The sequence below is a fragment of the Sphingobium sp. B11D3B genome (assembly GCF_025961735.1).
Classification (GTDB): domain Bacteria; phylum Pseudomonadota; class Alphaproteobacteria; order Sphingomonadales; family Sphingomonadaceae; genus Sphingobium.
The window spans coordinates 2159764-2182967 of record NZ_JAOQOF010000001.1 but is presented as its reverse complement, the minus strand read 5'-3'; the positions used below and the strand labels follow the sequence as shown (position 1 = coordinate 2182967).

21 protein-coding genes are annotated in these 23204 nt (G+C 65.8%); 7 read left to right on the top strand and 14 right to left on the bottom strand.

What is annotated here, in order from left to right; all coding sequences use genetic code 11:
- Positions 1–250: 250 nt before the first annotated feature.
- Positions 251–1387: an LLM class flavin-dependent oxidoreductase gene (locus M2333_RS10270; RefSeq protein ID WP_181558785.1), complete on the top strand. Its 1137-nt coding sequence runs from the start codon at positions 251–253 to the stop codon at positions 1385–1387.
- A gap of 159 nt (positions 1388–1546) precedes the next feature.
- Here the strand turns inward: M2333_RS10270 and M2333_RS10265 are convergent, their stop codons facing one another.
- Together M2333_RS10265 and M2333_RS10260 are read right to left on the bottom strand one after the other, a co-directional pair.
- Complete coding sequence (locus tag M2333_RS10265) at positions 1547–2257, bottom strand: anti-sigma factor family protein (RefSeq protein WP_264611684.1); 711 nt, start codon at positions 2255–2257, stop codon at positions 1547–1549.
- 28 nt (positions 2258–2285) lie between these two features.
- Positions 2286–2744, bottom strand: coding sequence for an RNA polymerase sigma factor (locus M2333_RS10260; RefSeq protein WP_264572366.1), 459 nt, complete (start codon positions 2742–2744; stop codon positions 2286–2288).
- A gap of 115 nt (positions 2745–2859) precedes the next feature.
- Between M2333_RS10260 and M2333_RS10255 the strand changes: the two genes are divergently transcribed.
- Together M2333_RS10255 and M2333_RS10250 are read left to right on the top strand one after the other, a co-directional pair.
- Positions 2860–4176 (top strand): S8 family serine peptidase, encoded by a 1317-nt coding sequence (locus M2333_RS10255; RefSeq protein ID WP_264611683.1) that lies wholly within the window; start codon positions 2860–2862, stop codon positions 4174–4176.
- A 95-nt stretch (positions 4177–4271) separates the two neighbouring features.
- Positions 4272–4967 carry a hypothetical protein gene (locus M2333_RS10250; RefSeq protein ID WP_264611682.1) on the top strand — a complete coding sequence of 232 codons (696 nt, stop codon included), beginning with the start codon at positions 4272–4274 and terminating at the stop codon, positions 4965–4967.
- Positions 4968–5075: 108 nt separating this feature from the next.
- Here the strand turns inward: M2333_RS10250 and M2333_RS10245 are convergent, their stop codons facing one another.
- The 5 genes from M2333_RS10245 to M2333_RS10225 form a co-directional block, all read right to left on the bottom strand.
- Positions 5076–6308, bottom strand: a complete 1233-nt coding sequence (locus M2333_RS10245) for a serine hydrolase domain-containing protein (RefSeq protein WP_264611681.1) — start codon at positions 6306–6308, stop codon at positions 5076–5078.
- A 140-nt stretch (positions 6309–6448) separates the two neighbouring features.
- On the bottom strand, positions 6449–7294 hold the full coding sequence (locus tag M2333_RS10240; protein ID WP_264572128.1) for a beta-etherase: 846 nt from the start codon (positions 7292–7294) through the stop codon (positions 6449–6451).
- 149 nt (positions 7295–7443) lie between these two features.
- Complete coding sequence (locus M2333_RS10235) at positions 7444–8253, bottom strand: class I mannose-6-phosphate isomerase (RefSeq protein WP_264611680.1); 810 nt, start codon at positions 8251–8253, stop codon at positions 7444–7446.
- Positions 8254–8256: 3 nt separating this feature from the next.
- Positions 8257–9927 (bottom strand): amidohydrolase, encoded by a 1671-nt coding sequence (locus M2333_RS10230; RefSeq protein WP_413716489.1) that lies wholly within the window; start codon positions 9925–9927, stop codon positions 8257–8259.
- Positions 9924–10793 (bottom strand): NAD(P)-dependent oxidoreductase, encoded by an 870-nt coding sequence (locus M2333_RS10225; RefSeq protein ID WP_264611679.1) that lies wholly within the window; start codon positions 10791–10793, stop codon positions 9924–9926. The genes M2333_RS10230 and M2333_RS10225 overlap by 4 nt, the downstream gene beginning before the upstream one ends.
- Positions 10794–10850: 57 nt before the next feature.
- Here M2333_RS10225 and M2333_RS10220 point away from each other — a divergent pair, with 57 nt between their 5' ends.
- On the top strand, positions 10851–12110 hold the full coding sequence (locus M2333_RS10220) for a threonine ammonia-lyase (protein ID WP_181558795.1): 1260 nt from the start codon (positions 10851–10853) through the stop codon (positions 12108–12110).
- A gap of 35 nt (positions 12111–12145) precedes the next feature.
- On the opposite strand, the gene M2333_RS10215 is transcribed toward M2333_RS10220, so the two are convergent.
- From M2333_RS10215 to M2333_RS10205, 3 genes are all read right to left on the bottom strand, one after another.
- A complete protein-coding gene (locus tag M2333_RS10215) occupies positions 12146–12541 on the bottom strand; it encodes a response regulator (protein ID WP_264574522.1) in 396 nt (131 codons plus the stop codon).
- Positions 12538–13989 carry a sensor histidine kinase gene (locus tag M2333_RS10210; protein WP_264611678.1) on the bottom strand — a complete coding sequence of 484 codons (1452 nt, stop codon included), beginning with the start codon at positions 13987–13989 and terminating at the stop codon, positions 12538–12540. The genes M2333_RS10215 and M2333_RS10210 overlap by 4 nt, the downstream gene beginning before the upstream one ends.
- A gap of 152 nt (positions 13990–14141) precedes the next feature.
- Positions 14142–14531, bottom strand: a complete 390-nt coding sequence (locus M2333_RS10205) for a nuclear transport factor 2 family protein (protein ID WP_264611677.1) — start codon at positions 14529–14531, stop codon at positions 14142–14144.
- A gap of 53 nt (positions 14532–14584) precedes the next feature.
- On the opposite strand from M2333_RS10205, the gene M2333_RS10200 reads away from it, so the two are divergent.
- Complete coding sequence (locus tag M2333_RS10200) at positions 14585–16285, top strand: GMC family oxidoreductase (RefSeq protein WP_264611676.1); 1701 nt, start codon at positions 14585–14587, stop codon at positions 16283–16285.
- Between the two features lie 64 nt (positions 16286–16349).
- Positions 16350–17651, top strand: coding sequence for an MFS transporter (locus M2333_RS10195; RefSeq protein ID WP_264611675.1), 1302 nt, complete (start codon positions 16350–16352; stop codon positions 17649–17651).
- Here M2333_RS10195 and M2333_RS10190 read toward each other — a convergent pair.
- Genes M2333_RS10190 through otsB form a run of 3 tightly spaced genes read right to left on the bottom strand, consistent with a single transcriptional unit; the run spans position 17630 to position 21809 of the window.
- Positions 17630–19090 carry an alpha,alpha-trehalose-phosphate synthase (UDP-forming) gene (locus tag M2333_RS10190; protein WP_264611674.1) on the bottom strand — a complete coding sequence of 487 codons (1461 nt, stop codon included), beginning with the start codon at positions 19088–19090 and terminating at the stop codon, positions 17630–17632. The two genes, M2333_RS10195 and M2333_RS10190, sit on opposite strands and share 22 nt — an antisense overlap.
- Entirely contained in the window at positions 19087–20883 is a 1797-nt protein-coding gene (locus M2333_RS10185; protein WP_264611673.1) for a glycoside hydrolase family 15 protein, read from the bottom strand. Before M2333_RS10185 ends, M2333_RS10190 begins: the two co-directional genes overlap by 4 nt.
- Positions 20883–21809, bottom strand: a complete 927-nt coding sequence (otsB, locus tag M2333_RS10180) for a trehalose-phosphatase (protein ID WP_264611672.1) — start codon at positions 21807–21809, stop codon at positions 20883–20885. The genes M2333_RS10185 and otsB overlap by 1 nt, the downstream gene beginning before the upstream one ends.
- Between otsB and M2333_RS10175 the strand changes: the two genes are divergently transcribed.
- Entirely contained in the window at positions 21808–22275 is a 468-nt protein-coding gene (locus tag M2333_RS10175; protein ID WP_264586636.1) for a low molecular weight protein-tyrosine-phosphatase, read from the top strand. The two genes, otsB and M2333_RS10175, sit on opposite strands and share 2 nt — an antisense overlap.
- Here the strand turns inward: M2333_RS10175 and M2333_RS10170 are convergent.
- On the bottom strand, positions 22262–23191 hold the full coding sequence (locus M2333_RS10170; RefSeq protein ID WP_264611671.1) for a 1-phosphofructokinase family hexose kinase: 930 nt from the start codon (positions 23189–23191) through the stop codon (positions 22262–22264). The two genes, M2333_RS10175 and M2333_RS10170, sit on opposite strands and share 14 nt — an antisense overlap.
- Positions 23192–23204 lie beyond the last annotated feature (13 nt).

The window sequence follows — 23204 nt, the reverse complement described above, 5'->3', positions numbered from 1 at the left end:
GCTATGAGCGCTGGAGAAGGGTGCCGTTTTTGCGTCATCTGCCAACTTCCCTTCACTCGGGATATGACACGGAAAAGACGGTATATTAAGGCCTGTATTCCACGTGCGATGAGCCGTTTTTCCCGCGCTCGGTTCGCTCGCTGTCTGAGCGATCACCATTCGCGAGTCTCGCGAAATAATAATTTCTATTGTGTTTTAATTATTGCGTTGATAGTCGGGCCGTGACGATAAGATTTGCGGGAGAAAACCCATGTATGAGAGGCGCAACGTTCGTGCAGGCGTATTCCTGCCCCCACATCACGGCAACGATGAGGACGTAGCGCTCTGCATGCGTCGGGATTTCGAGCTTGTGGACTGGCTGGAGCATCTCGGTTTCGCCGAATTGTGGATGGGCGAGCATCATTCCGGTGGCATGCAAATATATGGCTCCCCGGAGCTGTTCATCGCGGCTGCGGCGGAACGGACCTCGAGGATCAAGCTCGGCGCCGGGGTGATCTCGGTGCCCTATCATCACCCCTACATGATTGCGGATCGCATCCTGCAGCTCGATCATCAGACACGCGGTCGGGCCATGTTCGGCTTTGGTCCCGGCATGCTGGTGTCCGATGCGCACATGTTGAACATCAAGCCGGAGCAGCAGCGCGAGAGGCTGGTCGAAGGCTTGGATGTGATCGTCCGGTTGCTGGATGGCGAAGTCGTCGATCACGATAGCGACTGGTTCTCGCTGCGGGAGGCGAGCCTCCAAATGGCGCCTTATAGCTTCCGTCGTCCCGAAATGGCGGTCGTGACCTCCAAGACGCCGATCGGATCGCGCCTGGCAGGCAAATACGGTCTGGGCATCCTCACTCATGGCGGCGGCGATGTTGCCGCGGCATGGAAGCTGGCGGAAGAAGCCGGCAGCGCCCACGGCAATCAACTCAATCGCGATAATCTGCGTGTCGTGGTTTCCTTCCACTTGGCCGAGAGCCGCGCGGATGCCGCTGCGGCCATGCGTTTCGGGCTCGAGCCGTGGCTGGCTTATCTCGAAGCGCTCAACCCGAAAAGCTATGCGGATACGCGCGCCAAAGCCGGATCCGATCCGGAGCGCATCATCGCGGCGCGCGGCGGGTTGATCGGCACACCAGACGATGCCGTCGAATATCTCGAGGCCCTGTGGGAAAAGACGGGTGGCTTCGGTTATATTACGATGACCGGGACCAACTGGATGGATTTCGAAGCGACCAAGCGGTCTTATGAGCTCATGATGCGCTACGTCATGCCACGGTTTAATCGGGCCAATGCCCAACGGGAACGGTCCTTCAACTGGGTCCACGAGAGACGCGATGAATTCAGCGGTGCCAACCAGGCCGCCATTGCCAAGGCTGTTTCAGAGGGCGGGAAAAGCTGAGCCGGCAATATGGGGCAACTCGCGGGGTGGGCCGGTCGGTGAGTGTGCGTCCCAGGTAAAGTGGGACGGCGCCGCCTAAGAGTCAGGCCATCAATGGTGGCACCTCGGGCCGATTGGCGCAGCAAGACCACCTTTTTTATCCTCCGGCCTGTATGGCAGTTATTTCTTCCACCCTTTCGCCATGGCCCGCTTTTCGGCCGCCGCATCCAGCGGATCGCCGCTGATCTGGGCGTCCACATAGGCCATGATGGCGGCATCGCCACTGGTCGCCATGCGATAGCTTCCCTCGGTCTGGCGGGGATGGCTGACCAGCGCGCGGACGGCCCAGCTGTCCTGATCCCGACAGGCGACCCCGGCGGTGCTGGCGGTATCGAAGCTGCGGCAAATGTCGCCTTTGCCGTCCTTGAAGGTGAGGCGAACCCTGACCGGCGCAGCGGCACCATCGGCATCCCCGGCGCTGGCAAGCTGGGTGTCCAGTGCCTGCGTCAGCTCTGCGCTTGCGACCAGCCCGTCCTGAGCGGTGGCGCCGCCCTTTGGCAGCATCTGCGCCCCGACGAACCCCGCCACCAGTGCCGCCGCGACGGCCGCCCATTGCGGCAGGCCAAAGCCCGCACGGCTTGTGCGCCGGGCGCGCGCATCAGCCAAGCTCTGCACGGTTCCTTCGCTCGTTGCGATTGCGGCCATGCCGGCCGGCACCGGGGCAGCGGCGACTGGATCGAACGCTGCGCGCAGGCCCGCCTGCAATTGACGCTGCGCTTCCAGCTTCTCGCCCAGCGCGGGATTGGCGGCGACGAGTGCGGCGACGCGCTTGGCCTCGTCCTCGGGCAGTTCGCCATCGAGCCAGGCATAGAGCGTTTCGTCATCGATCATGGGGCCGATCCTTGGGTCCGTCATCTGCTCATCCTTCGCCCACAAGCGCCAGCAGCGCATTGCGTCCACGCACCAGCCGGCTCGACAGCGTGCCGACGGGTATCTCCAATATCTCCGCGGCCTCCCGATAGCCGCAGCCTTCGATCAGCACGAGCGCGACAGCCTCGCGCTGGTCGTCCGGCAGCCGGGTCATGGCTGCCATCATCCGGTCGAGGTCCAGCCGGGCTTCGAGGCCGGGCCGGGGGTCTTCACCCACCTGCTCGCCGGCTTCTTCTGGCAGCAGGCGCGCGGCCTCTCGATTTCGTGCGCGCGCCGTATCGATCCAGGCGTTGCGCGTGATCCGGTAGAGCCAGGAATCGAGGCGTGTGCCGGCCTGCCACTGGCTGCGGGACCGCAAGGCGCGCTCCACCGCGATCTGCGCCAGATCGTCCGCGTCGGCGGCGCTGTGCGACAGCCCATGTGCGAACCGGCGCAGGCGCGGCAACATGGCAGTGAGGCCTTCCTCGAACCCGTCCAAGCCAATTCCTTTCAGCTCTTGTGGATGAAACGACGCGGCACGAGCGTTTCATCCAAAGCTTGAGAAAAAATGATAAGGACCGACCATGGCGCGACAATCAACCGCAATTCTCCTGATCGCCGCTCTGCTCGGCGCAAGTGCGCAGGCGCAGCTTCTGCCGGGCAATCTCGGCCAGCTCCCGGGGCAACTTCCTGGCCAGATTGCCGGCGGCGTGGTCGATCCGCTCTTGCGTGATGCGCCGGCGACCATCGGCGGCGCGGTGGACACGCTCAGCGTCCGTGCGGCCGATACGCTGGACCGGGTGTCCCTGCGTGATTTGCGCCGCGCCCGGCTCGATGCGCTGATCCGCGCCAACCGCGATGTGCTGGAGGCGGATGCCGACGGCCAGCCGGTGCGGCGGGGAGAGATCATCGCGCTTGATGCGTCCCCGGATCTGCTCGTGCGCCTCAAGGCGGCGGGTTTCGAGACATTGCGGACGGAGGCGATGGAGGAACTGGGTCTGCGGACCCATGTGCTCGGCGTGCCGCGCGGCGAGACGGCGCGCAAGGCACTGGAGCGCGCCCGCAAGCTCGCGCCGGAGGGGGTGTTCGATCTCAACCATGTATTCGAGCCAGCCGGCGGGGCGCTGGGCGGCGCGGACGGCGCAGCAGCGGCCGGCGAGAGCGGGGCCGCCAGCGATGCGCCTATCGGCATGATCGACGGTGGCGTCGCGGCCCATCCGGCGCTGGCTGGAGCATCGATCCGCCAACGCGGCTTTGCGGCGGGCGGGCCGAAGGGCAGCGGCCATGGAACGGCCATTGCCTCGTTGCTGGTCGGCCGGGACGGCGCCTTCAAGGGCGCGGCCACGGGGCGAGTATTGCTGGCGGCGGATGTCTATGGCGGCAATCCCGCTGGCGGATCGGCTGAGCTGATCGCGCAGGCGCTGGGCTGGCTGGTCAAGAGTGGCGCGCCCGTCATCACTGTTTCGCTGGTCGGCCCGCCCAATCAGTTGCTGGCCCGCGCCGTGGCGCTAGCGCAGCAGCGCGGCGTAATCGTCGTTGCGGCGGTGGGCAATGACGGGCCTGCCGCGCCGCCCATGTATCCGGCCTCCTATCCCGGCGTGATCGCCGTCACTGGGGTCGATGGCCGGGACCGTGCGCTGCTCGAGGCGGGGCGTGCCAAGCATCTGGATTTTGCCGCACCCGGCGCTGACATGGTCGCTGCGCTGCCCGGCAAGGGCTATGGCAAGGTGCGCGGCACATCCTTTGCCGCGCCGCTCGTTGCGGCACGACTGGCCGCCGCGCAGGGTGCCCCCGCGCGCCGCGTCAACGCAGTGGCCAGTGAAGCGGTGAAGGGCAAGGGCAATGTCGGGCGCGGCATCGTCTGCAAAGCTTGTCGCACGGTGTCCGCGACCGCCCGGTAAAAATTTTTCCGGCGGGTCGGGATGAAGTCCCATCCGGCCATCGTTCTCCTTCCGACGGGCCAGAAGAGAGGCCCGCATCTTGAAGGAGATGTCATATGAACCGGATTTTGATCACCACGTTCGCCGCTGCCGCCATTTTCGCGATGCCCGCGCAGGCGCAGCTCCTTGGTAATGCCGGCGGGTCGCTGGGCGGCACGCTTGGTGGTACGCTGGGCGGTGCCGGCAATCTTGGCGGTACGCTCGGCACGGTCGGCTCTGCCTCGCAGAGCGTCACTGGCACCCTGTCCGGCTCGGGCCGGGCCGGCACCAGCCGCTCGGTCGATACGCGCTCGGGTTCGGCCAGCGCCAATGCGGGTCTGGCCGGCACGGTTGCCGGCACCGTTGAGGGTGCAACGTCCGCGACTGGCCCGGCCGGCTCCGTGACCGGTGGCGGTGCGCTGGGCACCAGCCAGAGCATTGACAAGAGCGTCGGCGTCTCGGCGCAGGGCGTCGGTACCGATGCGGTTCGCAGCACGGCCGGAGAGGTCGTGGGGACCGCCCGAGGCACCGTGCAGGGCACGGCCGAGACGGCGCGGGGCACCGCTCGCGGCACAGTGGAGACCGCGCGCGGCACGGCCCGCGGTGCGGCTCAAACGGCGCGCGGTACCGTTCGTGGAACGGCCAGCGCTGCTCGCAACGCGGCCGGACAGGTGCGCGATACCGCCGGCTCGGTGGATGCCAACGGCACCGTTAGCGGATCGGTCCAAGGTTCGGGCGCGGCCGGCCAGTCTGCCAGCACCGGCGACGAGTAAGCCTCCCTCGCACCGTCGCCGTAGAACGGCGCTGTGTGGGACAGACCGTTCGGAATGCCCCGGCTTCGATGAGAGGCCGGGGCATTTCTCATGCTCAAGGGATGGCGCTCAGCGCGGTGTCCAGGCGGCGGCGGCCTTCAGGAATGCAGCCGTCTCTTCGTCCGCGCTCATATTGCCTGGCGGGAAGTAGCTGAGCTTCACCACCACCGTGCGGCTCGCCGGATCGACGAACACATATTGTCCCTGCAGGCCGATGGCGGAGTAGGAGCCGCCGCCCAGCGTCCACCACTGATAGCCATAACCCATTGGCCCTGCTTCCTTGAGGTCGGTCGGCCGCGTCGATTCCGCGACCCAGGCGGCGGAGACGATCTGCTTGCCATTGGCCTTGCCGCTGTCGAGCATCATCTGGCCGACGCGCGCCCAATCGCGCAGCGTGGCATTGTAGCCCGCGCCATTGAACTCACGGCCCACGCCCGGCGGCCCATCCATGATGAAGAAGCCGTCGCGCTCGGCGCCCAGCGGCTCCCACAGATGCTTGGTCGCATAGCCGGCAATGGTGTCGCCGCCGCTGACCCGCTCGATCAGCCAGCCGAGCACGGCGGTGTCGATGGTCTTGTACTGGAACACAGTGCCCGGCGTGTGCAGCCGCTTCACCTGCCGCGCCATGTCGGCAAAACGCGAGACATTCTTGACCAGCGCATTGATATGATTGGTCGCCGCGATGCCGGGATTGGCGAAGTCGTAGCGTTCCTCATAGTCCACGCCCGAGCGCATCTGCAGGATGTGGCGGATCGACACGCCGTCATAGCCCGAACCCTTCAGCTCAGGCAGATAGGCGGTGATGGGATCGTCGAGCGACTTGATCCGCCCTTCCGCCAGCGCGCTGCCGATGAGAATAGATGTCAGCGACTTGGTCATCGACCAGCCCATGAAGCGGGTCTGCTCATTGCTATTGTTGCGGTAGATCTCGGTGACGATCTTGCCGTCCTTCATCACCAGCAGCGCGTTGGTATAGGTGCGCTCCAGAAAGTCGTCGGCCTTGTAGGTCGTGCCCTTATAGGCATAGCTGAAATCGAGCGGCTTGTCGTTGCGCGGGAGCTGCCAGATCGGCCCGGAGCGCGGCGCCGAGCGTGTGGTGAACAGCGTGTCCATGCTGCGGAAGGTCAGGGACGCGACGTCCGCATCGTTCATGTGCCAGCGCAGGATCTGCACGGCGGGCGCGACATCGGACTTCGCGCCGCTGGCCAGCACGGGTGGCAGTTCCTGCTGGGCGAGGGCAGGGGCGGCACAGATGGCGATGGGAGCCAGGGCCAAGCCGACCCGGCGAGCAAGATTTTTCATGATTATGTCTCCTCTCCTGCGCTGTGGGTAATCCGGGTGCGGGCGGACGGCAAGAGATCGCAAAAACGAACAGGCGGCACGCCGTGAAGCCTGCCGCCTGTCTGTCTCTTGTCGCCTCGAAAGGGCGATGTTGTGGGCGCTCAGGCGGCCGGCTGGGCCTCACCCTTGAGCCGCGCGGTTTCCGCCGAAGTCGACTGCGGTCCGGTGTTGCGGCTGGAGAGGCCGTTCTTGGCATTGCCCTTCACGAACGGTTCGGGATCGCCCTCGCGCAGTTGCAGACCGAAGATGGGCGAGAGACCGGGATGACGGCCGAGGCCACCATACAGATCGAACCCACGCTCGATCCAATCGCGCAGCGGATCGTCGTCGGTCAGCACGGGCGTATCTGCCACCGAGGCGGTGAACAGGAACACGGCGAGCAGACGGTAATCGGCATAATTGGGCGTGTCGCCACCGAACCACTTATTCTCCGCCAGCACATTGCGCATGATCTGGAGGTTTGGCGGCACCTTGGGCAGACGGTCTTCACGGCCCACAATGATGTCCTCGATCTTGCGGCCGAACATCCGCTCGCGCGATTCGGTGACATATTGGTGATCCTGCGGCAGCGAGCGATCACGATATTCCTTGAGGAAGCAGGTCATCCACGGGCTGATCGCTTCTTTCCACAGCCAGGCTTCCATGCCCTGGGTGAGGGCGCGCACGCTGGGGTGCGGGATGAGCGTCGGCCGGTCGGGATAGGTCTCGTCCAGATATTCGGCGATCAGCCAGCTATCGAGCACCCATTTGCCATCGTCGACGATCGCCGGCAGGCGCTCGGTCTTGCCGCCGGTCCGCTCGAGAATGCCGGTGAAGCCGCCGGGCACCGTGTCGATCTCAAAGCCCTTGTGGGCGATCGCATATTTCGTCGCCCACACGAAGGGGCTGATCGTCGCGCCGCTCGCCAACGCCAGATCGTAAAATGTAATTTTGTTGTCTTTTGCCATTGCAGAGCCTCTTTCAGTCCTCGCCATCGTCGGGCGCTGAATAAGGCGTTGCAATCTCGAATGCCAGTATTTTTGCGGCTAAGCGCAAGGGGAATGAGCAGAGCTGCGCGGGCCGCGCGCACTCTCTCATTGACTAAGTCTGGCAGGTGTCAGCTTTGCGCGATGAGGCCCCGGGCGGGTTCGGTCACGGTGAGCGTGGCGGAATCCGTCACCAGCCAGCACTCGCCCGCTGCCCAAGGCTGTCCGTCGATCGTGCCCCGGCCGCTCAGCGGCACGAACCAGCACGGACCATTAGCGCAGTCCAGGCTGTGGCTGCCTGCGTGCCAGCGCTCCAGCGCCAGCGTGAAGGGCGCCTCGTCGCGGCGGAGAAGCTTGTCCGCATCCACCTCTGCGATGTTGACCGGCGCCCTCGTATAGGGCTCGGCCCGGCTCACGGCGACGCCATCATCCAGATGCAGTTCGCGCGGGCGGCCATAATCGTAGAGCCGATAGGTCACATCGACATTCTGCTGCACCTCGACCAGCGTGACGCCAGCGCCGATGGCGTGGACAGTCCCGGCGGGAATGTAGAAGAAGTCGCCGGCCTTTACCGGCTTCCAGTCCATCAGATGCTCGATGCTGCCATCGAGCGAGGCGGCGCGCAGGGTCTCATCATCCAGCGGGCGGAGCGTCCCCATGCCAAGCGTCGCGCCGGGCTCGGCATCGAGGATGAGCCAGCACTCGCTCTTTCCGCCCGGCAGACCGCGCGCCTGGCCCTGTGCGTCATTAGGGTGAACCTGGACGGACAGGCGCTCGCTGGTGAAGATATATTTGACGAGCAGCGGCGGATGCTGGCCGTCCGGCCCATCGAACCAGACCTCGCCAATCTGCCGGCCCTGTCCATCGGGATAGGCCGCTGGCAGATCGGTGCGGCCCCAGGGCTTCTCGACATATTTGGTGGCAAGGCGAATGGCGTTCACGATTCAGCGATCCTTCAGAGCGACGCGCTTGCCGTCCATCCACAGTTCGAGGACCTGCGTCGCGGCAAGGTCGGTGGGGCTGGCCAGCTCGATGTCGCGGTCCAGAATGAGGAAATCGGCGCGCTGGCCGGGCGCGAGATTGCCAAAGCGCTCCTCGGCAAAAGCGGCATAAGCCGCGCCGCGGCCATAAGCGCGCAGCGCCTCGGCCAGCGTCAGGCGTTGCGTCGGCAACCAGCCGCCGGCCGGCTCGTTGCGGGCATCGAGCCGCGTGGTGGCAGACTTGAGGCCGATGAAGGCATCCGCCGGCTCCACCGGGGCATCCGAGCCGAATGCCAGCGGCACCTTGTTGTCCAGCATCGTGCGCCAAGCATAAGCCCCGCCGAGCCGCTCCGGCCCGAGCCGCCGCGTCGCCATCGCCCAGTCGGAGGTGGCGTGCTGCGGCTGCATGGAAGCGATCGTGCCGCTGCGCACGAAACGGGCGAGATCGGCGGGGTCGACGATCTGTGCATGTTCGATCCGCCAGCGCCGGTCGCCCTTATAGGTCTCGCTCAGTTCCTCGATGGCATCCAGCGTCTCGGCATTGGCCTGATCGCCAATGGCGTGAACGGCAAGCTGGAAGCCGTCCATCGCTGCCCGGCTCATCTGGTTGCGCAACTGGGCTGATGTCAGCAGCGCTAAGCCGCTCTCCTTGGGCGCATCGGCATAAGGCGCCTTGAGCCAGGCACCGCGTGAACCGAGCGCGCCATCCAGCACCAGCTTGACGCCGCCCAGCCGCAGCCGGTCGTTGTACAGCCACGGGGTCGGCGCAGGCCCGGCGATCAGCGCGGCCTGCTCCATGCCGGCGGCATAGCCCAGGATGCGGATGCGTAGCGCCCCCCGGTCCCCGGCCCGGCGATAGGCCTGCCAATGCTCAATGCTGGTGCCCATGTCGGCGACGGTGGTGACACCGCGCGCCAGCAGCGCATCCTGCGCGGCGGACAGTGCCGCGTCATAATCCTTGGGCTGGGGTCGGGGGAGGGCGGGCGTCATCAGCGCCATCGCCTTGTCGACGAGGATGCCGCTGGGACGCCCTGCGACCATCTCGATCCGCCCGCCGACAGGCGCCTTGCTGGTCGGCGCGATCTTTGCGGCGGCCAGCGCGGCGGCATTGGCCCAGCCGGCATGACCATCGACGCGCTCCAGCCAGATCGGGCGCCCATCGCCCAGCCCATCGAGGTCGGCGGCAGTCGGGAAGCGGCCGAGGTTCCACTTCTCGTGATTCCAGCCAAAGCCGATGATCCACGGACGGCCGGGGTTGGCCGCAGCGAAGGCGGCGATCTTCTGCCGTGCCTCATCGAGCGAATTGGTATCGCTCAGGTCCAGATTGAGGCGCGAGAAGCCGAGATCGATGACATGGACATGCGCGTCGATGATGCCGGGCATCAGCGTGCGGCCCTTGCCGTCAAAGCGGAAGCTCGGCCGATCGGGGCGTTTCTCGCCGCGCGCCAGCCGCTTTTCCACCCGGCCATCGTCGCTGATGACAAGGCCGGTGAAATGCACGAGATCCCCGGTCGCATCCACCGTGATGCCGTTCACATTATCGATCAGGCCCTGCGCGTCGGCGCGGGTCGCGCCCATGCCCAGTCCAAGCGCGAGCGCCGCCAGAACGGCGCTTGTCCTTCGTGCAAAGTTCATGGCTTGCGCAGGCGCCTTACCAACGCGCTGGTATCCTGCCGCCCGCCGCCCATGGCGACGACCTCGGCATAATATTGATCGACCAGCGCCGTGACCGGCAATGTGGCGCCGAGCGTGCGCGCTTCATCGAGGGCGAGGCCCAGATCCTTGCGCATCCACTCCACTGCGAAGCCGAAATCGAAGCTGTCCTCGCTCATCGTCTTCCAGCGATTGTCCATCTGCCAGCTTTGCGCGGCGCCGCCGCCAATCGCTTCCTGGACCTTCCCGAGGTCGAGGCCTGCTGCCTGCGCGAACCGCAGTGCTTCGGAGAGCCCCTCCAGCACGCCGGCGATGCAGATCTGGTTGACCATCTTGGTTGTCTGACCCGCGCCGGCCTCGCCACAATGCACGATGCGGGCGGCATAGCTCTGCATGACCAGACGCGCCGCCTCGACCGCCGCCTGCGTGCCGCCGCACATCACCGAAAGCGTGCCCCCCTGCGCGCCGGACTGGCCGCCGGAAACCGGCGCATCGACGAAATGAAGCCCCCGGCTTTCCGCCTCGTCGGCAAGCTGCCGCGAGATCTTGGCGGAGACAGTGGTGTGGTCGATGAACAGCCCGCCGGGGTGCATCGTCCGGAACGCGCCGTCGCGCCCGATGGTCACCGCTTCGAGATCGGCATCATTGCCGACGCAGCTGATGACAACCTCGGCCTCCGCCGCGGCTTGCGCGGGGCTGACCGCCGCCTCGCCGCCATGCTGCTCGACCCAGGCCTGGGTCTTGCCCATCGACCGATTGAACACCGAGAGGTCGTGCCCGGCGGCGGCGAGATGCCCCGCCATTGGTCCGCCCATCACTCCCAGCCCGATAAACGCGATTTTTGCCATAAGCAGGGCATAGTGGCAGTTTGCAGGATGCGCCAGATGGGAGTAGGGGGCGGCGCCATGAACAGGATCGAACCGCTTGAGCCCCTGACGGCCAGTGCCGATGCGCTGCCCGTCTCCGTCGCCGATGTCCGCGCGGCGGCGGCGCGAATTTCGGGCTCGATCTTGCGCACGCCCACGGTGGTGAGCAAGACGCTCTCGCAGATGACCGGCGCGACCGTGTATCTCAAGTTCGAGAACCACCAGTTCACCGCCGCCTACAAGGAGCGCGGCGCGCTCAATCGCCTGTTGCTGCTGGACGATGCGTCGCGGTCCAAGGGTGTCATCGCGGCGTCGGCCGGCAACCACGCACAGGGCCTTGCCTATCACGGCGCCAAGCTCGGCGTACCCGTTACCATCGTCATGCCCATGACGACGCCGCTGGTGAAGGTGATGCAGACCGAGGGTCACGGCGCGACCGTGGTGCTGGAAGGCGAGAAATTCGAGGACGCCTATAATCACGCGCGCAAGCTGGAAGCCGAGCGTGGCCTGACCTTCGTCCACCCGTTCGACGAGCCGGACATCATCGCCGGGCAGGGCACGGTGGCGCTGGAGATGTTGGAGGACGCGCCGGAGATCGACACGCTGGTCATTCCCATCGGCGGTGGTGGGCTCTTCTCTGGCATGGGCACCGCTGCGCGCGGCATCCGCCCGGATATCGAGCTGATCGGCGTTCAGGCCGAACTCTACCCTTCCATGTACGATGTGGTGAAGAGCGCCAACCTGCCCTGCGATGGCGATACGCTGGCCGAGGGTATTGCGGTCAAGGAGCCGGGGCAGCTCACGCGCCGCTTCGTCACCGCGCTCGCGAATGATGTGGTGCTCGTGACCGAGCGCGCGCTGGAACAGGCGGTAAGCCTGCTGCTCCAGATCGAGAAGACCGTGGTCGAGGGCGCTGGCGCCGCCGGTCTCGCGGCATTGATCGAGCACAAGCCGCTGTTCGCCGGCAAGACGGTGGGCCTGGTGCTGTGCGGCGGCAATATCGATACGCGCCTGCTCGCCAATGTGCTGCTGCGCGATCTGGCACGTTCAGGCCGGCTGGCGCGCCTGCGCATCATCATGCAGGATCGTCCCGGCGCGCTGTTCCATGTCGCTCGCATCTTCGATCAGGAGGCGGTGAACATCCTGGAGCTCTCCCACCAGCGGATTTTCACCAATCTGCCCGCCAAGGGCCTGACGCTGGATGTGGAATGCGAGACGCGCGACGAAGCCCATCTCCAGCGGTTGATGCAGGCGCTGGCTGTGGCGGGCTACGATACGACGCCGGTCGAGCTGGCCTGAAAACGCCGCCGCGTGGGTGACGCCGCTTTGACCGGTCAGGTCAGCGGTGCATCGGGTTCCGGCTGGCTGGCATTTCTGAATGCCAGCGCCGTCTGCAGTGCGTCATCCAACGCGGCCACGCTGTAGGGCTTGGTCAACGTGGTGACGTGCGCGAACGCCTCGGGGTGCAGCGCGCCGCCATAGCCGGTCACGAAGATGCACGGCGTGCCCTTGTCTCGCAGCATTTGCGCCAGCGGATAGCTTTGCTGGCCATGGATGTTCACATCCAGAATGGCGAGGTCCAGCGCCTGTCGGCCGATCAGCTCTGCCGCACTGTCGAAGCTGTGCGCCAGAACGGGGTTCGCGCCGCGATCCAGCAGCTTGTCTTCGAGGACGAGCGCGATGATCGGCTCGTCCTCAACGATCAGGATGGTCAGGTCGTCCAGTCTCATGAAACAATCGATGCGTTGGTGAGCTTTGCCTTGATGGTGCACAGCAGGCCGGTCGGCCGAAAGTCTATGACGACGCCGCTGGCCCGCTCCGTCGAGAAGCCGTGCTCGATGAGGCGCGACCCGAAACCGCGACTTGCGGGTTGCTGGACGGGCGGGCCACCGCGTTCTTCCCAACGCAGGTCGATCAATCGGTAATCCTCTTCTTCGTCCTCGATCGTCCAGCTCAGGTCTATGTGACCTTCAGGCACGGACAAAGCCCCATATTTCACAGCATTGGTGCAGAGTTCGTGAATGATCATGGAGAGGGACACCGCCGTCTGCGGCGCGATGGTGAAATCCCGGCCATCGAGATGCACCCGTGCCAGATCCTCGCCGATGGAGGCTTCGGCCGCACTGCGCACCGTCTCGATGAAGCCGGCGGTTTTCCAGTTGCTGGTCGTCAGCAGGTTATGGGCCGCCGCCAGCGCCGCGAGCCGCGCATTGAAGGTCTGACGCGGAACCTCGGACCCCGGCATCTGGCGGAATGACTGCATCGCGAGGCCCTGGACGATCGCCAGCGTGTTCTTCACGCGGTGATTGAGCTCGTTCATCAGCAGGGCCTGCCGCTCTTCCGATTCCACCTGGTCGGTCACGTCATGGCCCTGGACGAACACCCCGGAAACAGTCCCGCCTTCGCCCACCGTGGGTTGATAGACGAAGTCGAGATAGCGCTCCTGCACCTCGGTTCCCTCGTCATTCTGCAGCAGCACCTTGAGGCGGCGCCCGATGAAGGGTTTGCCAGAGCGATAGACCTGGTCGAGCAGGTTCAGGAAGCGCTGCCCGCTGACCTCCGGCAGGGCGTCCTTCACCCGCTTGCCCAGCAGATCCCGGCCCCCGACCAGCTTGTGATACGCGGCGTTCGCCATGCGGAACTCATGATCCGGCCCGTGCAGAATGGCCACGAAGCCCGGCGCCTGCTCGAACAGGGATTTGAACTGCCCCGCCTCTTCGGCGAGGTCCAGATTGCGCGCCTGCACGGCATTGGCGCGCTGGATCAGGCCCATTTCATCGCGCATGGCCCGCAGCGTCTGCAGTTCGGTCACGTCGACCGTGTGCTGCAGGATGTAGGCGACCTTGCGTGCCTCGTCCGCAAAGGGCGTGTGCGTCGCACTCCAGTAGCGCACGTCCATCCCGCCATCGGGCGTGGGAATGTCGTAGCGGATGAGCGCGATCTCGTCTTGTTTGCCGGAGGCGAAAACCCGGCGGAACGAGGATTCCAGCTGCCGGTGACTCTCGGAGTCCGGGTCGCTCGGAAAGGCATCGAACATGTTCTGGCCCAGCAGCTTGTCGCGGGTGCGCATGGTCACCTGCAGATAGGCGTCGTTCATCCAGACGATCCGCAGATCGCTATCGAGCAACACATAGGGATTGGGAGAACGCGCCAGCAGGGCCTGAAAATCGATCGTCACGGAGCCCTCGGAAAAGACGGACGGCGGTAGAATCCAGCCCGACAATGCACGATCTTGCGCGTCGGTTGCACAGAGTCAATTTCATTCCACCGGCGCCGCCCAAAGCCCGACGATTTTTGGTCGCATCTGCACGGGCGGCGAAGGCCTGCTGCTCAGAACATCCCGTTCGCGTTCGGCCCGCCGAGCTTCACGTCCTGCGCGACATCCCAATGCTCCACAATGAGGCCGTTCTCGATCCGGAAGATGTCAACCACCGCCCAGCCGCTATCGTCCGGCCAACGGCGGACGTGGTAGTGAACGATGACATGATCGCCATCGGCAAACATGCGCTTCACATCATGGATGCCCTGGGGGTGCACCGACCTGATATGGTCGAGAAACGCCTTGAATGGCGCGCGCCCCGTTTCGACCGAGGGATTGTGCTGGATATAGTCGGGCGCGATGAACCGGTCCACGGCGCTCGAATCCATGGGGTTGAGCACCTCGTCGAAAAGGCCGCGCACCAGCGCCAGATTGGCTTCCTCATCGGCGGTATATCGCATCTCATCGCTCTCCATTGCGGCAGGGGTGCGTTATCGCACTTGTGCTCGTGCATATGCACCGTAAGACCAGCAGGGCAAAGGCTGCAACGGTCTGGCAGAGACAGCGTGGAGGGGAGGGCGACCGACCGGTGGATGAGGCGGACTTCGTCATCGTGGGGGCAGGCAGTGCGGGCTGCGTGCTGGCCAATCGCCTGAGCGCGCAGGCCGGAACCTCCGTCACGCTGCTGGAGGCGGGCGGCGAGTGCCGTCATCCGATCATCGACATGCCGCTCACCTGGATGCAGGCCGCCGCGACCGAGCGCTTCATCTGGGGCAATGAGAGCGAGCCTGACCCGCAAATGGGCAATGGCACCCAGCCCATCCCGCGCGGCAAGGCGCTGGGCGGCAGCTCCTCGATCAACGGCACCATGTATATTCGCGGCCACGCGGCGGACTATGATCGCTGGCGCGACATGGGCTTGCCCGGCTGGGGCTTCGATGATTTGTTGCCCTATTTCCGCCGCTCGGAGACCAATTGGCGGGGAGCGGGTGCCGACCATGGCGGGACGGGCGAACTGCACGTCACCGCGATGAAGCCGGACCCGGTGCTGTTCCCGGCCTTCATGCATACCGCGCGCAATCTGGGCTATGACGAGGAACCGGATTTCAACGTGCCGCGCCCGGAGGGGTTCGGCATTCCCGATTGCACGATCCGCGCAGGGCGGCGGCACAGCACGGTGCGGGCGTTCATCGACCCGGTGCGGGGTCGCCCCAATTTGCGGATCGAGACCCATGCGCTCGCCTCGCGCGTCATCATGGAGCATGGACGGGCGGTCGGGGTGGAGTATCGCAAGGGCGGGACCGTGCGTCAGGTGCGGGCGCGCCGCGAGGTGATCCTGTGCGGCGGCGCGATCAACTCGCCGCAACTGCTCATGCTCTCCGGCATCGGCCCGGCTGCGGATCTGGCCGATATGGGCGTGCCGGTGCTGCGCGATTTGCCGGGCGTGGGCGCCAATCTGCAGGATCATCCGATCGCGCTCAGCTTCTGGCAGGCCGCCGCGCCGGTGACCTTTGACGATCAGTTGCGGCTCGACCGGATCGCCTTGCACGCGGCGCGCTGGGCCCTGTTCGGCACGGGCAACATGGCGCAGAGCCCTATGTCGATACAGGGCTTCCTGCGCTCGGGGCCGTTGCAGGATCGGCCGGACCTGCAGTTCCAGATTGTCCACGCAAGCTACGCGGCGCGGCCCTGGTTCCCCGGCTGGCGGAAAGGCGCGGGGCATCAGTTCTCGGCCGGCACGCTGCTGCTCAACCCCGAGAGCCGGGGCAGCATCGCGCTGCGATCCGCCGATCCAGAGGCGCTGCCGAAAATCCACCTCAACTTCCTGAGCGAACAGGGCGACCTTGATCGGCTCTTATGGTCGATGCACTTCATGCGCCGTTTCTTCGCGACCGCACCGGCGCGGGATCTGGTCGCCGCGGAAGTCGCGCCCGGCCCGGATGCGGCGGATGATGCTGCGCTGGAAGGCTGGCTGCGCGCGACGGCGCGGAGCGGGGGCCATCCCGCCTGCACCTGCGCCATGGGCACCGACGATGCTGCCGTGCTGGATGCGCAGTTGCGGGTGCGCGGGGTCGAGAGCCTGCGGGTGGTGGATGCCTCCTCCATGCCGGCGCTGATCCGGGGCAATACCAACGCCCCCGTAATCATGATTGCGGAAAAGGCGGCTGACCTCATTCTGGGCAAGACGGCGCCGGCCGGGCCAGCGCAGCGATGATGGACGAGCAGGACCGGCCAGACCGGATGAACCGGCGGCGACAGGGTGAGAGGATGGGACCGAGATGAGCCAGAGCAACGCAATTCTGTCGGCCGATGCGCAAGCGGATCCGCCGGCGCCTGCCAAGGCGGCCAGCGGATTTCAGATCTACATCGTCGGCCTGCTGAGCTTCATCATCATGGTCATCGATGGCTATGACATCGGCTCGATGCCCGTCATCGTGCCGCATCTGGCGCAGCTTTGGGGGGAGTCACCGGCCCTGTTCGCGCCGGCCCTTTCCGCCGTGGTCATTGGCCTTGGTCTCGGCGCCTTTTTTCTCGGGCCGCTGGGCGACAAGGTCGGGCGGCGGACGACGACCGTTGTGGCGCTCGGCGTCATCAGCTTCGCGACGCTCGGCACGTCATGGTCGCAGACGGTCAGTCAGCTCTTCTGGTGGCGCTTGCTCACCGGCACGGCGCTGGGCGCCTGCCTGCCCAATGTGCTGGCGATCCTCGCGGAGGTGATGCCGGCCAAGCGGCGGGCGAGCGCGATGACCATCGTCGGGTGCGGCATTCCTGTAGGTGCGGCGGGCGCCGGTATCGTGGTGCCGTGGCTCACGACCGGGCGCGGGTGGGAAGCGGCGTTCACCGTTCCGGCGACCTTCATGTTTGTGATCACGATTCTTCTCGCGCTGTTTCTCACGCGTCTGCCGGCGGCGCCCGTAGCGGTCAAAGCGGCGCGCGAGCGGGCGTGGCACTGGACGGACATTCCCATCTTGGCGCCGCTGGGGCGCGGCTATCTGCTGCGCACCACGCTGTTTTCCGCGCTGTTCTGCTTCAATGCGCTGTCCATGTACATGCTGGCGAGTTGGCTGCCGACGGTGCTGCGCGGGGTCGGCTTCAGCTTCGAGACGTCGGCCCATATGGCTTCCATCGTGCAGATCGGCGGACTGGTCGGCGGCCTCATTCTGGCCACGCAGATCGACCGTCACCGCACGATCCCGGCGCTGTTGGCAGGCTATGCGCTGGTGTCGCTCGGCTTGGTGGCGCTGGCGGTGCTGGCGCCGGCATTCGCCACCTGGGGTCTGCTCATGCTGATTATCGGCATGGGCGTAGGCGGCGCCCATATCGCGCTGACGGCCGTGGCCGCGAGCATCTATCCGATCACGATGCTGTCGGCCGCCATCGGTCTGGCAGTTGCTGTCGCGCGCGTGGGTGCCATGGCGGGGCCGCTCGTGGGCGGGGCGTTGATCGCTGCCAACATGTCCGCCGGCATGTTCTTTCTGGCGCTGCTGGTGCCGGTCGGCTGCTGCATCCTGTGCGTGCTCGCCTTCTCCAAGGCGCGGATCGCGACCGCGCCCTCCGCTCAGGAGGAGGCTGCAGCCTGAGCGGCCTCTTTCGTATCTGCGCCTTCTGAACTCTCAGAGGCCTCGGCAGCGCTCCCTCGCGGCGGGTGTTCGCTCGTCAGCAGATCGAGGAAGCGCTTGAGCCACCAGCGGATGTCCTGCGTTTCTACGCTGTCCATCATCGCGCGCCACCGGTTCTTGCGCTCTTCAAGCGGCATGAGCAGTGCCTGGTGCAGCGCGTCGGCCAGTTCTTCCGGGCTGAACGGGTTGACCAGCAGGGCATCCTGCAATTGCTCGGCGGCGCCGGCATAACGGGAGAGGATGAGGACGCCGGGATTTTCCGGGTCTTGCGCCGCGACATATTCCTTCGCGACCAGGTTCATCCCATCTCGCAATGGCGTCACCAGCGCAGCGCGCGCGGAGCGGTACATGCCGGAGAGGGCAAGCCGGTCATAGCCACGGTTCACATAGCGCAACGGCACCCAATGGGCGGTGGCGAACTCGCCATTGATATGGCCCGAGAGCGCATCGAGTTCGCGGCGGATGTCTTGATAGCTGGAGACCTGCTCGCGCGATGGCGGCGCGATCTGGAGGAAGGTGACTTTTTCCTGAAATTCGGGATGGTCCTGCAGCAAGCGGCTGTACCCGTGAAACCGCTGCTCCATGCCCTTGGAATAGTCCAGCCGGTCGACCCCCATGATGAGGTCGCGGCCTTCCAGACTGCGCAGGATGCTTTCGCGCGCTTCATCGGCTTCCGGGGTGGTCGCGCTTTTGGCGAAGTCCCCCGCATCGATGCCGATCGGGCAGGCGACGACCCGCACGGTCCGGTCGCCGATGCGGATCACACCGTCCGATATTTCCGCCTCGGGGAACTGGTCGTGGACATAATAGAGGAAGGAATCGAGCCAGGCCTGGCACTGGAAGCCCAGGAGATCATAGGCGAACAGCGCATTCACCAGCTTGGCGTGGCTCGGCAGGGAGGTCAGCAGGCGCGCAACGGGCCAGGGCGTGTGGAGGAAGAAGCCGGTGCGGTTGGTGACATCGCGTTTGCGCAGTTCCGCGCCGAGCGGGATGAGGTGATAGTCGTGGACCCAGATCAGGTCTTCGGGCGTGATCAGCGGCAGCAGGGTGTCGGCGAAGCGCTCGTTCACCCGCGCATAACCGCCCGCGAAGTTGCGCTCGAATTCTGCGAGGTCGGTCCGGTCGTGAAAGAGCGGCCAGAGCGTGCGATTGGCAAAGCCGTTATAATATTCGTCGACATCCTGCGGCTCAAGGTCGACGGTGGCGGTGGTGACGCCATCACTTTTGCTGAAATTCACATGACCGGTGAACGTCTCGGTCTCGTTGCCCGACCAGCCGAACCAGATGCCATTTGTCTCGCGCAGCGCCGATGACAGCGCGACCGCAAGGCCGCCCTGATTGGCTTGTCCTTCCCCCGTCGGCGGGCTGACGCGGTTCGACACGATGACGAGGCGAGTCATCTGATGGTACTCCACGGCTTGCTGAGCAGAACGGCGCAGTTGATTAATCCAACCAACGAATAGGTTTGGGGATAGTTGCCCCACAGCTCACCCGTGGCCGGGTCGATATCCTCCGAGAGCAAGCCGGCGGCAGTGCGACGGCTGAGCATTTCCTCGAACAACATCCGCGCCTCGTCGACCCGTCCGGTGGCGTGCAACGCCTCGATCAGCCAGAAGGTGCAGACGTTGAAGGCGGTCGAGGGCAGGCCGAAATCGTCCTCGGTGGCATAACGGAGCATGTGGCTGCCGCGCCGCAACCCCTGCTCGACGGCCTCGAGCGTCGTCTTGAACCGCGGATCGCCCGGCGAGAGAAAGCGAAGGTCCAGCAACTGGATGATGCTGGCATCGAGATCGTCGCCTCCGAATGTCGCGGACATCCGGCCTGTGTCCTCCCGCCACGCCGCATCGATTATGGTCTGGCGCATGCTATCGGCCCGCCCCTGCCAGAAGGCCGCCCGTTCCGGCAGATCGAGCGCGGCGGCGGCATTGGCTAGCCGGTCGCACGCCGCCCAGCACATCGCGGCGGAGTAGGTGTGGACATGGCTGCGGGTGCGCAGCTCCCACAGGCCGGCATCGGGCTTGTCATAGACGTCCCACGCGCGCTCGCCCACGGCCTCAAGCGCATGGAAATCGTCGGTGCCGCCCATGCGCAGCAGCCGCCGGTCGAAGAAGCTTTGGGTGCTGGAGAGGACGATCTGGCCATAGGCATCGTGCTGGATCTGCTCGGCCGCCTGGTTGCCGACGCGCACCGGCCCCATGCCGCGATAGCCGGCCAACCCCGGCGCGATCCATTCGGTCAGCGTGGCTTCGCCGCCCACGCCGTACAGGGGCTGAATATGGCCACCGCGTGCATTGTCGACGAGGTTGCGCAGATATTCGAGATAGCTCTCCAGAACATCGAGGGCCCCGAGCCGGTTGAGTGCCTGCACCGTGTAATAAGCGTCGCGAATCCAGCAGTAGCGATAATCCCAGTTGCGCCCGCTATCGGCATGTTCGGGCAGCGATGTGGTCAGCGCCGCGACAATCGCGCCGGTTTCCTCATGCTGGCACAGCTTGAGCGTGATCGCGGCGCGAATGACCGCTTTTTGCCATTCCACGGGCGTGGCGAGACCCCGCACCCAGCCCTGCCACTCACGGATCGTCCGGTCGAGCATGGTGTCCAGCGTGATGCGCAGATCGTCGGCAAAGCTCTCGTCCGGCCCCAAGAAGAAGTGCAGCGGGCGTTCGACCCGGAACAGCCGCTCGTCCTCGATCCAGCCGACCGGCGCGGTTGTCGTCAGGCGCAGGGTCATGTCCGAGAGCATGTAGCGGATGTGATTGGTACCACGCGTGCGGTTCGGATCGCGCGCGCCCCAGTCGCGCGCCGGGCGCAGGCGGATGCGGATACGCGGACTACCCGCCACCGGCTTGACGATGCGGGCATAAGCGACCGGACGGAACATGCGCCCGCTGCGGTGGAAACGCGGGCAGAAGTCGATGACCTCGATGGCATTGCCATGCTTGTCCTCATGCCGCGTCACCAGCACCGGCGTGTTGCGCACATAATGCTGCGTCGTCTCCACGCAGTCTTCCAGGTCGATTTCCCAGAAGCCGCGTGCGCCCTCGGCAGCGCGCGGGGCCGGGTCAAGCAGGGAGGAGAAGGCCGGGTCGCCATCCACGCGGGGCACGCAGCCCCAGACGAAGCGGCCGGCCCGGTCGATCAGGGCGGAGACCTGGCAATTGCCGATAGGCCAGAGGTCGAGTGTTGCAGTCATCAGAGCAGGTCCTCCAGCCAGGCATGTACGGCGCGCGGATTGGCAAGCTTGTATTGGGCTGCGGTCGGCCGCCGATCGCCCACGATTACCCCGACGCCGCCAAGCGCCTGCGCGGCGAGAAACGCGGCCTCGTCTGTCTCGTCATCGCCAAGGAACCACGGCGAGGTGCCTGCCATGGGCGCCCGGCTCATCAGGGTACGCACGGCCTTGCCCTTGTCGCCGCCGGGCATCCGCAGTTCCGTCATCATCTTGCCGGGCTGGTAATGAAGGCCGAGGTCGTCAGCGAGGCGGGTGGCGAGGGCAGTGGCTTCCGCCTCGATCTGCGGCGCCATGCGGAAATGCAGCGCGACGCCATAGCTCTTGTCCTCGACGATCACGCCCTCATGCCGCCCGGCGAAGGCGCGAAAGTCCGCGGCGGCTTCGTCCAGTCCCTTGGGCCGCACCGGATGCGCCGCGACGCCGCGCCAGCGATGCTCGCTGCCATGGCTGCCGGAAACCGCCAGATCCTGCGCGATAGGGCCGAGAATGGCGTCGATCTGCGCGATGGAGCGCCCACTCACGACCGCCAGACGCCCATCGAGCCGCGTCGACAGCCGGGTGAGCAGGCTACGCAGACGCTCGTCTGCGATCACCTCTTCGGGATGGTCGATCAGCTCGAAGAGCGTGCCGTCCAGATCCAGAAACAGGCTGAGATGGTCGAGGGTGTCGATTGAGGGCGCTGGAAGATCGAATGCGGAGGGATGCGAAATGGTGATTCCCCTGTCATGCTTTGCGTCATGGTTTGCGTCATGGTTGGGTCCGCCGTGATTGGGTTCGGCGTGGCTCTCGTTGCGAACGCCCGCACATGGGGGCGGGTTCCTGTCTCGCGGCCTGGCCGAAGCGCGGTCGGGTCGCGTTCGTCGTCCGCGCATGATAGCGAGGCGCATGCTCAAGCCAACCCCATCCGCCATTTTGTTCGTCTGTCTCGGCAATATCTGCCGGTCGCCCTTGGCCGAGGCCGCGTTCCGGCACGAGGCGTCGCTGGCGGGCCTTGATGTGACGGCGGACTCGGCAGGCACAGGCGACTGGCATGTCGGGCGGCCGCCCGATCCGCGCGCCCAGGCCACCGCGCTGCGCCATGGCATCGACATCTCAACCTACCGCGCGCGGCAGATCGCCCCGGCGGATTTCCAGCGCTTCGACATGATCTTTGCGCTGGATGGGGACAATCTCGCCAACATTCGGCGCCTTGCACCCGCGGGGCATCGCGCTCATGTCGGCCTGTTGCTGGACATGGTGCCGGGGCGGGAAGGGCAGGCCGTGGCCGACCCCTATTTTGGCGATGAAGCCGGGTTCGGTGTGACCTGGCGGGACGTGCAGGCGGCGGCGCGCGCGCTGGTCAGCCGGTTTTGATCTGCGCGTAGAGGCGGTCGATGTCGGCCGGGCGGGCGAGGTCGGTGCCCGGCGTCAGCACCGCCGCAGTGCCACCGGCAATGCCATAGCGGAAGGCATCTTCCACCGGCCAGTCGCTGGCCAGCGCATAGACCATCGCGGCGACGAAGCTGTCCCCCGCGCCGACCGCGCTTTTCGCGTCGATGGGGATGGCGGGGTGATAGAGGGTGCTCTCTGCCGTCGCCAGCACCGCGCCTTCATGGCCTAGAGTGACCGCGACATAGCGGGCGCGGCCCGATCGTACGATGTCCTGCGCTGCCGCCGCAATGGCATCCGGGCCTTTCAGGTCGCGCCCGACGAGCTGCTGCAATTCGCCCTGGCTCGGCTTGACCAGCAGCACATGCTCGTCGCTCAGGCCACCGCGCAGACCGGCGCCTGAACTGTCGAGCACGAAGCCGATGCCGCGCGGCGCCAGCGCGGCGGCAAGCTGCCCGTAGAAATCCTCCGGCACCCCGGGCGGGAGCGATCCGCTGGCCACGAAATAATCGCACGTCACCTGGCTGAGTTGGTCGAGCGCCAGCCGCCATTCGGTTTCCTCCACCACCGGGCCCGGCGGCGTGAAGCGATATTCCTTGCCGCTGTCCCTCTCCAGCACCGAGGTTGCGACGCGGGTTTCGCCCTGGATCGGGATCTGCGCGCGCACCAGTTGATGCCGGTCGAGCAAGCCATCGAGCGCTACGCCCGTCGCCCCGCCGGACAGGTAATGCACCCGCGCATTGCCACCCAGCCGCACGAACACGCGGGCCACATTGATGCCGCCGCCGCCGGGATTATGATATTCGCCAGCCGTCCGCATCTTGTGCGTGGCGAAGACCTTGTCGACCTCATAGGCCACATCGATGGTGGGATTGAGGGTGAGCGTGGCGATGTTCTTCATGCGCATGGGCTAG